This window comes from Variovorax sp. 05L425, from assembly GCF_056397705.1.
Genome location: NZ_JBFTNY010000033.1, coordinates 41,232 through 54,361 on the forward strand (window position 1 = coordinate 41,232; position 13,130 = coordinate 54,361).

Annotated in this window: 10 protein-coding genes and 1 tRNA gene; all 11 read right to left on the bottom strand. The window is 61.7% G+C overall.

Going from position 1 to position 13,130, the window contains the following annotated elements; all coding sequences use genetic code 11:
* Positions 1–11 precede the first annotated feature (11 nt).
* On the bottom strand, positions 12–593 hold the full coding sequence (locus tag AC1DN9_RS27000) for a LemA family protein (protein WP_478105077.1): 582 nt from the start codon (positions 591–593) through the stop codon (positions 12–14).
* A gap of 105 nt (positions 594–698) precedes the next feature.
* Positions 699–4,937, bottom strand: a complete 4,239-nt coding sequence (gene rpoC / locus AC1DN9_RS27005; protein ID WP_478105079.1) for a DNA-directed RNA polymerase subunit beta' — start codon at positions 4,935–4,937, stop codon at positions 699–701.
* 21 nt (positions 4,938–4,958) lie between these two features.
* On the bottom strand, positions 4,959–9,083 hold the full coding sequence (gene rpoB, locus AC1DN9_RS27010; RefSeq protein ID WP_478105081.1) for a DNA-directed RNA polymerase subunit beta: 4,125 nt from the start codon (positions 9,081–9,083) through the stop codon (positions 4,959–4,961).
* 249 nt (positions 9,084–9,332) lie between these two features.
* Positions 9,333–9,707, bottom strand: a complete 375-nt coding sequence (gene rplL / locus AC1DN9_RS27015) for a 50S ribosomal protein L7/L12 (RefSeq protein WP_262076740.1) — start codon at positions 9,705–9,707, stop codon at positions 9,333–9,335.
* A 43-nt stretch (positions 9,708–9,750) separates the two neighbouring features.
* Positions 9,751–10,281 carry a 50S ribosomal protein L10 gene (rplJ, locus tag AC1DN9_RS27020; protein ID WP_478105082.1) on the bottom strand — a complete coding sequence of 177 codons (531 nt, stop codon included), beginning with the start codon at positions 10,279–10,281 and terminating at the stop codon, positions 9,751–9,753.
* Positions 10,282–10,530: 249 nt separating this feature from the next.
* Complete coding sequence (rplA, locus tag AC1DN9_RS27025; RefSeq protein ID WP_478105084.1) at positions 10,531–11,229, bottom strand: 50S ribosomal protein L1; 699 nt, start codon at positions 11,227–11,229, stop codon at positions 10,531–10,533.
* On the bottom strand, positions 11,230–11,661 hold the full coding sequence (gene rplK / locus AC1DN9_RS27030) for a 50S ribosomal protein L11 (RefSeq protein ID WP_028252759.1): 432 nt from the start codon (positions 11,659–11,661) through the stop codon (positions 11,230–11,232).
* A gap of 147 nt (positions 11,662–11,808) precedes the next feature.
* Positions 11,809–12,405 (bottom strand): transcription termination/antitermination protein NusG, encoded by a 597-nt coding sequence (nusG, locus tag AC1DN9_RS27035; protein WP_478105085.1) that lies wholly within the window; start codon positions 12,403–12,405, stop codon positions 11,809–11,811.
* Positions 12,406–12,789, bottom strand: coding sequence for a preprotein translocase subunit SecE (gene secE, locus AC1DN9_RS27040; RefSeq protein ID WP_478105087.1), 384 nt, complete (start codon positions 12,787–12,789; stop codon positions 12,406–12,408).
* Between the two features lie 103 nt (positions 12,790–12,892).
* A tRNA-Trp gene (locus AC1DN9_RS27045) sits at positions 12,893–12,968 on the bottom strand.
* A 14-nt stretch (positions 12,969–12,982) separates the two neighbouring features.
* On the bottom strand, positions 12,983–13,130 hold a 148-nt coding region (locus tag AC1DN9_RS27050), incomplete at its 5' end, for an EF-Tu C-terminal domain-related protein (protein ID WP_478099174.1).

The following is a 13,130-nucleotide window of genomic DNA, read 5'->3' on the forward strand; positions in this document are numbered from 1 at the left end:
CGGCGCGTCGATCAGCGTAGCGGAGCTGCAGGCTTGAGCTGCATGATCCAAGCCACCAAGAGCGCAGGAAACTGAGTGATTGCAGCGTTGTACCGGCCGACGGCGAGATTGAACTGGCTGCGGGCCATCTCGGCGGCGGCGGACGGCTCGGGCCACGCGATGGGGACGGCACCTTCAGGCAACTCGTCCTTGCCCTCGAGGTTGGCTGGCCGCGACAACGTGCCATCGGCCTCGAAGCTGACCACAGCATCCGGATACAAGCGCTGCCAAGCGCCGACCATCACGTGCATCGCCGTACTCATAGCAGCAACACCTGCCGGGTCCAGCGGTCGAAGGCGGGTCGCGGCCAAGAGGGTCGACAGCTGATTCGCGGCGGCCTGCAGCGACGCGCCGGGAGGCATCTCCGCGGCGGGGGGCACATCATCCTGCGCCGCACGCGCCAGGACGAAATCGAGCTGACGGGCCATTGCGGCGTCGAGAACCGCATAAGCACTCAACGCCGCCGAGCGCAGTCGCATGAGGCGGTTGTAGGCGCCCACGAACCAGAACAGCGCAAGCGCGCCGCCAATCCAGTACGGCAGTGAATCGGGCATGCCATTCATCCAGGTAAACATCGCGATAAGGGAAAAGAAAAAGCCCCCGATCCGCAGGCGGAAAGGGGGCGTTTGCTACCGGTCATGGCCGGCGATGCTAACCAACTATTCGGTGGCAGCGCCTTCGCTGGCATCGACCGTCGTCGTGGCTTCGTCGGCCGCGGCCGAGGAGCCGGACAGCTCCGCCGCTTCGGCTTCGGCGATCGCACGACGCTCGGCTTCGTCCATCGCGTCCTTCACCTTGCGTGCCTGGTGGTAAGCCATGCCTGTACCTGCCGGAATCAGGCGGCCGACGATGACGTTTTCCTTCAGACCACGCAGCTCGTCGCGCTTGCCCATGATCGCGGCTTCGGTCAGCACGCGCGTCGTTTCCTGGAACGATGCAGCGCTGATGAAGCTGTCGGTCGAGAGCGATGCCTTCGTGATACCAAGCAGCAGGTTCGTGAACGTCGCGGGGATCTTTCCGTCGGCGCGCAGGGCGTCGTTGGTGTTGAGCATCTCGCTGCGTTCGACCTGTTCACCGGCGATGTAGGTGGTGTCGCCCGGGTTCTCGACCACGACGCGGCGCAGCATCTGGCGAACGATCACCTCGATGTGCTTGTCGTTGATCTTCACACCCTGCAAGCGATACACGTCCTGCACTTCGTCGACGATGTAGCGCGCCAGTTCCTCGGAGCCCAGCAGGCGCAGGATGTCCTGCGGATCGGCCGGACCGTCGACGATCGACTCGCCCTTGTTCACGACCTGGCCTTCGTGCACCAGGATGTTCTTTTCCTTCGGCACGAGTTCTTCCCAGACTTTGCCTTCCGGGTCGGTGATCTGCAGGCGGACCTTGCCCTTGGTCTCCTTGCCGAACGACACGGTACCAGTCATCTCGGCCAGCATGCCCTTGTCCTTCGGCGAACGCGCCTCGAACAGCTCAGCCACGCGCGGCAGACCGCCGGTGATGTCGCGAGTCTTCTGGCCTTCGACCGGAATACGCGCCAGCACTTCGCCGGGGCCCACGTCCTGACCGTCGCGCACCTGGACCAGCGCACCGATCGGGAAGCCGATGGTCACCGAGTGGTCGGTACCGGGGATCTTGACCTCGGCGCCGGAGGCGTCAATCAGCTTCACTTGCGGGCGAACGACCTTGGCTGCACCACGGCGCTTCGGATCGATCACGACCAACGTCGACAGGCCAGTGACCTCGTCCACCTGCTTGGCGACCGTGAGGCCTTCCTCGACGTTCTCGAACTTCGACGTACCGGCGAATTCCGTGATGATCGGGCGCGTCAGTGGATCCCAGTTGGCCAGCACGTGGCCAGCCTTGATCTGCTGGTCGGCCTTCACCGCCAGCGTGGCGCCGTACGGCACCTTGTGGCGTTCACGCTCACGACCATGCTCGTCATGGATGACGATCTCGCCCGAACGCGCAATCACGACCAGCTCGTTCTTGCTGTTGGTCACGTAGCGCATCGTGGCGTTGAAGCCGATCACGCCGGTGGACTTGGCTTCGACGCTCGAGGCAACGGCCGCACGCGATGCCGCACCACCGATGTGGAAGGTCCGCATCGTGAGCTGCGTGCCGGGTTCGCCGATCGACTGGGCAGCAATCACACCGACTGCTTCGCCGTTGTTGACCAGGCCACCGCGGCCGAGGTCGCGTCCGTAGCACTTGGCGCACAGGCCGAAGCGGGTCGCGCAGGTCAGCGCCGTGCGAACCTTGACTTCGTCCACGCCCTCGGCTTCGAGCGCCTCGATCACATCTTCGTCGAGCATGTCGCCGGCCTTGGCCAGCACTGCACGCGTTTCCGGATGCAGGATGTCCTCGGCCGCGGTACGGCCCAGGATGCGCTCGCGCAGGGATTCGATGACTTCACCGCCTTCAACGATCGCGCGCATCACTGCGCCGTCCTGCGTGCCGCAGTCCTGTTCGATCACGACCAGATCCTGCGTCACGTCCACCAGGCGACGCGTCAGGTAACCGGAGTTCGCGGTCTTCAGCGCGGTATCGGCCAGACCCTTACGGGCACCGTGGGTGGAGATGAAGTACTCCAACACGTTCAGGCCTTCGCGGAAGTTCGCGGTGATGGGCGTCTCGATGATCGAGCCGTCCGGCTTGGCCATCAGGCCCCGCATGCCGGCCACCTGGCGAATCTGCGCCGCGGAACCGCGAGCGCCCGAGTCGGCCATCATGTAGATGGAGTTGAAGGACTCCTGCTCGACTTCCTTGCCGTGGCGATCGATGACCTTCTCCTTCGACAGCTTGGCCATCATGACCTTCGACACTTCGTCGCCGGCCTTGCCCCAGATGTCGACCACCTTGTTGTAGCGCTCGCCGGAAGTGACGAGACCGGAGACATACTGCTGCTCGATCTCCTTCACTTCCTTGGCGGAGCGGTCGATGATCCCGTGCTTCTCTGCAGGCACCAGCATGTCGTCGATCGCGATCGAGATACCGGCCTTCGTCGCCAGGCGGAAGCCGTTCTGCAACAGCTTGTCGGCGAACACGACGGTCTCCTTCAGGCCGCACTTGCGGAACGAAGCGTTGATGAGCTTGGAGATTTCCTTCTTCTTCAGCGCCTTGTTGATGTTCGAGAACGCCAAGCCCTTCGGCAGGATCTCGGACAGGAGCGCACGACCCACCGTGGTGTCGACGAGCGAGGTCGAGGGCGTGAATTCGCCCGTATCCTTGTCCTTCGTGAACTCGGTGATGCGCACGCTGACCTTGGCGGTAAGCTCGACCACGTTGGCGTCGAGCGCGCGCTGGACTTCGCCGATGTCCGAGAACATCAGGCCTTCGCCCTTGCCGTTGATGCGATCGCGGGTCGTGTAGTACAGACCCAGCACCACGTCCTGCGATGGCACGATCGACGGTTCGCCGTTGGCCGGGAACAGCACGTTGTTGGAGGCCAGCATCAGCGTGCGGGCTTCCATCTGCGCTTCCACCGACAGCGGAACGTGGACGGCCATCTGGTCACCGTCGAAGTCGGCGTTGAAGGCCGCGCAGACCAGCGGATGCAGCTGAATTGCCTTGCCTTCGATCAGGATGGGCTCGAAGGCCTGGATGCCAAGGCGGTGCAGCGTCGGTGCGCGGTTCAGCATCACCGGGTGCTCCTTGATCACTTCTTCAAGGATGTCCCACACCACTGGCGTACCGGATTCAACTTCCTTCTTCGCCGCCTTGATCGTGGTCGCGATGCCCATGGCTTCCAGGCGCGAGAAGATGAAAGGTTTGAACAGCTCGAGCGCCATCAGCTTCGGCAGGCCGCACTGATGCAGCTTGAGCGTCGGGCCCACCACGATGACCGAACGGCCCGAGTAGTCGACGCGCTTGCCCAGCAGGTTCTGGCGGAAACGACCGCTCTTGCCCTTGATCATGTCGGCCAGCGACTTGAGTGCGCGCTTGTTGGCACCCGTCATGGCCTTGCCGCGGCGGCCGTTGTCCAGCAGCGAGTCGACCGCTTCCTGAAGCATCCGCTTTTCGTTGCGCGCAATGATTTCCGGCGCCTTGAGCTCGAGCAGGCGGCGCAAGCGGCTGTTGCGGTTAATGACACGGCGATACAGGTCGTTCAGGTCGGAGGTCGCGAAGCGGCCACCGTCCAGCGGCACTAGCGGACGCAGGTCCGGCGGCAGCACCGGCAGCACGTCCAGCACCATCCACTCGGGCTTGATGCCCGACTTGCGGAAGGCTTCCAGCACCTTGAGGCGCTTGGAGTTCTTCTTGACCTTGACTTCGGAACCCGTGAGGTCGCCACGCAGCTTCTCGATCTCGCTGTCGAGCTCGATGCCCATCAGCAGGTCCTTGATGCCTTCTGCGCCCATCTTGGCGATGAACTCGTCGCCGTATTCCTTGCGCTTCGCGTCGTAGTCGTCCTCGGACATGATGCCGAACTTCTTCAGCGGGGTCATGCCGGGGTCGGTGATCACATAGGCTTCGAAGTACAGCACGCGTTCGATGTCGCGCAGCGTCATGTCGAGCACGAGGCCCAGACGCGACGGCAGCGACTTCAGGAACCAGATGTGCGCGCAAGGAGCAGCCAGGTCGATGTGCCCCATGCGCTCGCGGCGCACCTTGGTCTGCGTGACTTCAACGCCGCACTTCTCGCAGATCACACCGCGATGCTTCAGGCGCTTGTACTTGCCGCACAGGCACTCGTAGTCCTTGATCGGGCCGAAGATCTTGGCGCAGAACAGGCCGTCGCGCTCGGGCTTGAAGGTCCGATAGTTGATGGTCTCGGGCTTCTTCACTTCGCCGAAAGACCACGAACGGATCTTCTCGGGCGAAGCCATGCCGATCTTGATGGCATCGAAATGCTCATCCGGAGTGAATTGCTTGAACAGGTCGAGTAGCGATTTCATAAGACTCTTTCCCTTTTCAAATTAAGAACGCTCGAGCTCGATGTCGAGCCCCAGCGAACGGATTTCCTTGACCAGCACGTTGAACGATTCCGGCATGCCGGCTTCGATCGAGTGTTCGCCCTTGACGATGCTTTCGTACACCTTGGTACGGCCTTGCACGTCGTCGGACTTCACGGTCAGCATTTCCTGGAGGACGTAGGAAGCACCGTAGGCTTCGAGCGCCCACACTTCCATTTCCCCGAAACGCTGGCCGCCGAACTGTGCCTTGCCGCCCAGCGGCTGTTGCGTGACCAGCGAGTACGGGCCGGTCGAGCGGGCGTGCATCTTGTCGTCCACCAGATGGTGCAGCTTCAAGAAGTGCATGTAGCCGACAGTGACCGGGCGCTCGAACTGGTCGCCGGTACGTCCGTCGTACAGGTACGCCTGCGTGCGGGTCTCGGTCAGTCCCTTGAGCTTGGAGATGTCGTCAGGGTAGGCAAGCTTCAGCATGCCGCGGATTTCCTCTTCCGAAGCGCCGTCGAACACCGGCGTCGCGAAAGGCACGCCCTGCGACAGGTTGTTCGCCATTTCGAGCACGTCGTCGTCGCTCAGCTTGCTGAGGTCTTCCTTGCGGCCCGAGCCGTTGTAAAGCTGGTCCATGAACTTGCGCAGTTCAGCCACCTTGGCCTCTGCCTGCAGCATGTCGCCGATGCGCTGGCCAATGCCCTTGCCGGCCCAGCCCAGGTGCACTTCCAGCACCTGACCCACGTTCATCCGAGAGGGCACGCCCAGCGGGTTCAGGCAGATGTCGCACGGCGTGCCGTCGGCCATGTGGGGCATGTCTTCGACCGGAACGATCTTGGACACCACACCCTTGTTGCCGTGACGGCCAGCCATCTTGTCGCCGGGTTGCAAGCGGCGCTTGACGGCCAGGTAGACCTTGACCATCTTCAGCACGCCTGCAGGCAGTTCGTCGCCTTGCGTGAGTTTCTTGCGCTTTTCCTCGAAAGCGAGGTCGAAGCTGTGGCGCGTCTGCTCGAGCGAGTTCTTGATCGACTCGAGTTGTGCAGCGACTTCATCTTCCGCCGGGCGGATGTCGAACCAGTGGAACTTCTCGATCGACGAGAGGTAGGCCTTGTCGAGCTTCGTGCCCTTCGCCAGCTTGTTCGGACCGCCGTTGGCGACCCTGCCGGTCAGCAGCTTCTCGATACGATCGAAAGCGTCGGCTTCGACGATACGCAGTTGGTCGTTGAGGTCGAGCCGGAAGCGCTTCAGCTCGTCGTCGATGATCTGCTGGGCGCGCTTGTCGCGCGTGATGCCTTCGCGAGTGAACACTTGCACGTCGATGACCGTGCCCTGCGAGCCCTGGTCAACACGCAGCGAGGTGTCCTTCACGTCGGAAGCCTTCTCGCCGAAGATCGCGCGCAGAAGCTTCTCTTCAGGCGTCAGCGTGGTCTCGCCCTTGGGCGTGACCTTGCCGACAAGCGTGTCGCCCGGTTGCACTTCGGCGCCGACGTAGATGATCCCGGATTCGTCCAGGCGGTTGAGCTGTTGCTCGGCCAGGTTCGGGATGTCGCGCGTGATTTCCTCGGCACCCAGCTTGGTGTCGCGAGCCATCACCACCAGTTCCTCGATGTGGATCGAGGTATAGCGATCTTCGGCGACCACGCGTTCGCTGATCAAAATCGAGTCTTCGAAGTTGTAGCCGTTCCACGGCATGAACGCGATCAGCATGTTCTGGCCAAGGGCCAGTTCACCGAGGTCGGTTGATGCGCCATCAGCCACCACGTCACCCTTGGCGATCTTGTCGCCGCGCTTGACGATCGGACGCTGGTGGATGTTGGTGTTCTGGTTCGAACGCTGATACTTGATCAGGTTGTAGATATCCACGCCGACTTCACCGGCCGCCGCTTCGGCGTCGTTCACGCGCACCACGATGCGGGTCGCGTCGACATAGTCGACGGTTCCACCGCGGGTGGCGGTCACCACGGTGCCGGAGTCGACCGCGGAGACGCGCTCGATGCCAGTACCGACGAACGGCTTCTCGGGACGCAGTACCGGCACGGCCTGACGCTGCATGTTGGCGCCCATCAATGCGCGGTTCGCATCGTCGTGCTCCAGGAAGGGCACGAGCGAAGCAGCCACCGACACGATCTGCGCGGGCGACACGTCCATGTACTGGACGCGTTCGGCGCTCACCAGGATCGATTCGCCGGTTTCGCGAGCCGAAACGAGATCACCGGTCAGCTTGCCGTCCTTGTCGAGGGCAGCGTTCGCCTGCGCGATCACATACTTGCCTTCTTCGATGGCGGAGAGATAGTCGATCTCGTTCGTCACCTTGCCGTCCACCACGCGACGGTACGGCGTCTCGATGAAGCCGTACTCGTTCAGGCGGGCGTACAGAGCCAGCGAGTTGATCAGACCGATGTTCGGGCCTTCAGGCGTTTCGATCGGGCACACGCGGCCATAGTGGGTCACGTGCACGTCGCGCACTTCAAAGCCTGCGCGCTCACGGGTCAGGCCGCCCGGGCCAAGGGCCGAGACGCGACGCTTGTGGGTGATCTCGGACAGCGGGTTGGTCTGATCCATGAACTGCGACAGCTGCGAGGCGCCGAAGAACTCCTTCAGCGCGGCCGAGATCGGCTTGCTGTTGATCAGGTCGTGCGGCATCAGCGGCTCTTGCTCCGCCTGACCCAGACGTTCCTTCACAGCCTTCTCGATGCGGGCGAGGCCGGTGCGGTATTGGTTCTCGGCCAATTCACCGACGCAACGAACGCGGCGATTGCCGAGGTGGTCGATATCGTCGACTTCGCCTCGGCCATTGCGCAGGTCCACGAGGATCTTGACCACGGCGAGGATGTCCTCGTTGGTCAGCACCATCGGGCCGGTCGATTCGTCGCGGCCGACCTTGGCATTGAACTTCATGCGGCCGACGCGCGACAGGTCGTACGTGTCCGGGTTGTAGAACAGGCGCTGGAACAGGGCCTGCACCGCGTCTTCCGTCGGCGGCTCGCCGGGGCGCATCATGCGATAGATGGCCACGCGCGCGGCGAATTCGTCCACCGTTTCGTCGATGCGAAGCGTTTGCGAGATGTAGGCGCCCTGGTCGAGTTCGTTCGTATAGATTGCTTGCACGTCCTGCACGCCGGCGGCACGAAGCTTCTTCAGCAACGCTTCGGTCAACTCGTCGTTGGCCTTCGCCAGGATTTCACCGGAATCGGGGTCCACGATGTTGCGGGCCACGACGCGGCCGACGAGGAAGTCTTCCGGCACGCTGATGTGCGTGGTGCCCGATTGCTCGAGTTCACGCGTGTGGCGAGCGGTGACGCGCTTGTCCTTGGCGACCACGACCTTGCCCGACTTGTCAGTGATGTCGAAGCGCGCGACTTCGCCACGCAGGCGCTCGGAGACGAACTCCATCTGCGCGCCGCTGTCCATGAGGCGGAAGTTGTCGTTCACGAAGAAGTTCGCGAGGATCGATTCCGGGTTCAGGCCGATGGCCTTCAACAGGATCGTGACCGGCATCTTGCGGCGACGGTCGACGCGGAAGTACAGCATGTCCTTCGGATCGAACTCGAAGTCGAGCCACGAGCCGCGGTAGGGAATCACGCGAGCCGAGAACAGGAGCTTGCCTGAGCTGTGCGTCTTGCCCTTGTCGTGTTCGAAGAACACGCCCGGCGACCGGTGGAGCTGAGACACGATGACGCGCTCGGTACCGTTGATGATGAACGAGCCTTTGTCCGTCATGAGCGGCACTTCGCCCATGTAGACCTCTTGCTCCTTGACTTCCTTCACCACCTTCGACTGAGAGGTCGACGATTCGCGGTCATAGATGATCAACTGGACCTTGGCACGCACGGCCGAAGCGAAGGTGAGTCCGCGGGTTTGGCACTCGCGCACGTCAAATGCGGGCTTTGCGAGGTTGTACTCGAGGAACTTCATCTCGACGAAACCGTTGTGCGAGACGATGGGGAACGCCGCGTCGAACGCAGCCTGCAGACCTTCCACCGTCCGTTTCTGGGGCGGGACGCCCGCTTGCAGGAACGCGGTGTACGCGTCTTTTTGCATCTGCAGCAGGTAGGGGATTTCGACGACGCTGTCGCGATTGCCGAAATTCTTTCGGATGCGCTTGCGTTCGGTGTAACTGTACGTGGACGTTTGGGCCATGAGAGCTCCGGAGCTTGAGATCTTCAGCGACTTGTCAGCAATGCTTTCGCACCACTGCTTGGCGGCTGGCCACTACCAGCCGTTGGCGGACAGTGATGCGTTGCACATCACCCGAACCAAGGGGTCTTCTGCAGTCGGGGTCAGAAGACACTCAAAAACCGTGCGGAAACATCGGCTTTTGGGTGCGCTCTGAAAGCGGCAAAGGCTGGAGGGCCTTTCGGCACACTCCAGCCCTCCGGGGAGACCGAATTACTTCAGTTCCACCTTGGCGCCAGCGTCTTCCAGCTTCTTCTTGGCGGCTTCAGCATCAGCCTTGGACAGGCCTTCCTTGACAGCCTTCGGAGCGGCTTCAACCAGATCCTTGGCTTCCTTGAGGCCCAGGCCGGTGATTTCGCGCACTGCCTTGATCGCCGAAACCTTGTTCGCGCCTGCGTCCATCAGCATGACGTTGAACTCGGTCTTTTCCTCGACGACAGCGGCGGCAGCGCCACCACCGGCGGCCGGGGCCGACATGGCTGCGGCGCTCACGCCGAACTTCTCTTCGATGGCTTTCACCAGGTCGTTGAGTTCCAGGACCGTCATGCTGTCGAGCGCGGTCAGAAATGCGTCTTTATCGAATGCCATTTTTGTTTCCTAACAATTGGGTTGAATTTTTTAAACGCAAGGCTCAAGCGGCCTGCGCTTCCGCCGGTGCATCGGTTTGTGCGTCGCCACCACCACGCTTCTCGGCGAGCGCGGCCAGTACACGGGCCGTGCGCGAGATCGGGGATTGCATCAAGCCCAGCAACTGTGCCAGCAACACTTCCTTCGAAGGAATGTTGGCCAGTTGCTTCACGCCGTCGACGTCCAGGGCCTTGCCGCCGAATGCGCCGCCGCGAATCACCAACTTGTCGTTGGTCTTCGCGAAATCGGCCACCACCTTTGCGGCGGCCACAGCGTCTTCGGAGAAGCCATAGATCAGCGGACCGGTCATCTGGTCGCCGACGACCTCAAACGCGCTACCAGCGACAGCACGGCGTGCCAGCGTGTTCTTCAACACGCTGAGGCTCACACCCTTGCTGCGCGCGTCGTTGCGCAGTTTGGTCATATCGGCAACCGTGATGCCACGGTATTCCGCCATCACGAGCGTTTGAGCTTTTGCGGCGAGGCTGGTCACATCACTGATGACCGCTTCTTTCTCACTGCGATTCAGACTCAAGGTCTACTCCTTTTCAATGCATCCCTCGGCCGGGGCCTCAGGACGCGCTTCATGCAGCGACCAACCGTTCAGGAAACGAATTCCTTTGCAGTGGGATCGCCATCTGCGCTGGCCGCCACACGATGGTGAAGCGATTAAGTACAGGCATCCCTGCACACCAGCGGTCTTGGATGGCCCGAGATTGCGTTGACGCGACCCCGACCCACCACATTGCCCGACTGCCGTTTGACCGGCCGCCGGGCAAATACATCAGCCTTGAGCGATGGTCTGCGTGTCCACACGCACACCCACACCCATCGTCGAAGACACAGCCACCTTGCGCAGGTAAACACCCTTGCTGGTCGCCGGCTTGGCCTTGACCAGGGCGTCGATCAGCGCAGCCAGGTTGCCCTGCAGCTTGTCGTTGTCGAACGAACGGCGGCCGATCGTGCCATGCACGATCCCGGCCTTGTCGACGCGGAACTGGACCTGGCCAGCCTTGGCGTTCTTGACGGCGGTCGCGACGTCGGGCGTCACCGTGCCGACCTTCGGGTTCGGCATCAGGCCGCGCGGGCCGAGGATCTGGCCCAGCGTACCGACCACGCGCATCGCGTCCGGCGCGGCGATCACGACGTCGAAAGGCATGTCGCCAGCCTTCACCATCGCGGCCAGGTCGTCCATGCCGACGATGTCGGCGCCAGCGGCCTTGGCTTCCTCAGCCTTGGCGCCCTGGGCGAACACGGCCACGCGCTTGGTCTTGCCGGTACCGTTGGGCATCACCACGGCGCCGCGCACGACCTGGTCAGACTTCTTCGCATCGATGCCGAGTTGCACCGCAACGTCGATGGATTCGTCGAACTTCGCCGTGGCGGCTTCCTTCACGAGACCGAGCGCGTCAGCGAGCGCATACAGCTTGCCGCTGTCGACCTTGCTCTCGAGGGCCTTTTGCTTCTTGGTGATCTTGGCCATTTACACGCCCTCCACATTCACGCCCATCGAGCGAGCCGAACCGGCGATGGTACGAACTGCGGCGTCGAGGTCTGCAGCAGTCAGATCCTTCATCTTGGTCTTGGCGATTTCTTCGAGCTGTGCGCGCGTGATCTTGCCGACCTTGTCAGTATGCGGACGTGCAGAACCCTTTTCGAGCTTGATGGCCTTCTTGATCAAGGTGATCGCCGGGGGCGTCTTGATGATGAAGGTGAAGCTCTTGTCGGCGAACGCGGTGATGACCACCGGCAGCGGCAAACCCGGCTCGACGCCCTGGGTCTGCGCGTTGAACGCCTTGCAGAATTCCATAATGTTCAAACCGCGTTGGCCCAGTGCGGGACCAATCGGCGGCGACGGATTGGCTTTACCAGCTGGCACTTGCAGCTTGATGAAGCCGACGATTTTTTTCGCCATGCTTTTCTCCTTGCGGGTGATAACGCCTTGGCTGCCTCAGCCTCAGCTCCCCGGGGTTAACGACTCTCTGTTGACGTTTCTTGCCGAGCCGGAGGAGCAAGAAACCAAAAACTCGCGACCCGGCACATGCGGGGCGCGCTTGTCCGATTAGGTCTTTTCGACCTGCGCGAACTCGAGCTCAACGGGCGTGGCGCGGCCAAAAATCATGACGGACACACGCACCTTGCTCTTCTCGTAGTTGACTTCTTCGACCGTGCCGTTGAAATCAGTGAATGGACCTTCCTTGACGCGCACGAATTCGCCAACGACGAACTCCACCTTGTGACGCGGCTTCTCGGTGCCCTGCTGCATCTGGCTGACGATGTCTTCGACTTCCTTCTGCGAAATCGGCGCAGGTCGATTCTTTGCCCCGCCGACGAAGCCGGTCACCTTATTGGTGTGCTTCACCAGATGCCAACTCTCATCATCCATGATCATTTCGACCAAGACGTAGCCCGGGAAGAAGCGACGCTCAGTCGTACGCTTCTGGCCATTCTTGATCTCGACCACTTCCTCAGTCGGAACCAAGATTCGGCCGAACTTGTCCTGCATGCCGGCGCGCGTGATGCGCTCGATGATGTTGCGCTCAACAGCCTTCTCCATGCCCGAATACGCGTGCACCACGTACCAGCGAAAGTCGGGGTTGGTGGCAGCGGCCAGCACGGGCGCGCCTTCCGGCGCTGCTTCGACGACATCGTCAGTCATTTATTTTCTCCAGCCCAGAATGAGGTCGAAAAACACCCATTCGAGCGTCTTGTCGGTGAGCCAAAGGAAGATGGACATGATTGCGACGAAGGCAAACACATACGCCGTCATCTGGATTGCTTCCTTACGCGTCGGCCAAACAACTTTCTTGACCTCTCGCCAGGCATCACGACCAAAGGCCCACAACTGCCGACCACTCTCCGAACTCGCGAACGCTCCCACGGCGGCAGCAAGACCAACGAGCAAAGCGATCCACTGCACGACTGCGCCCTGGCGGGCGAGCAAATAGAACGCCACGATGGCGCCTACCGCCAGCACGACGGCCATCGCCAACTTGGCTTTGTCCGCGTTGGTGCTCACAGTTTCGATTTGAGAAGAAGCCATCTTGGGCAATATTCCTGGGCCTTTCGGCCTTCATTCAAAGCGCCTTCTGAGACGCCGAAGCCCGTCAGGGCATGACGGGCTTTTTTTGGAGGCCACCCTCAGGTGGCAGGGGCAGTAGGAATCGAACCTACAACCTTCGGTTTTGGAGACCGACGCTCTGCCAATTGAGCTATACCCCTTCGCGATCCTTAAATCAGATGTCGAGGATCTTTGCCACGACGCCCGAGCCCACGGTGCGACCACCTTCGCGGATCGCGAAGCGCAGACCTTCTTCCATGGCAATCGGGTTGATCAGCTTCACCGTGATCGACACGTTGTCGCCGGGCATGACCATCTCCTTG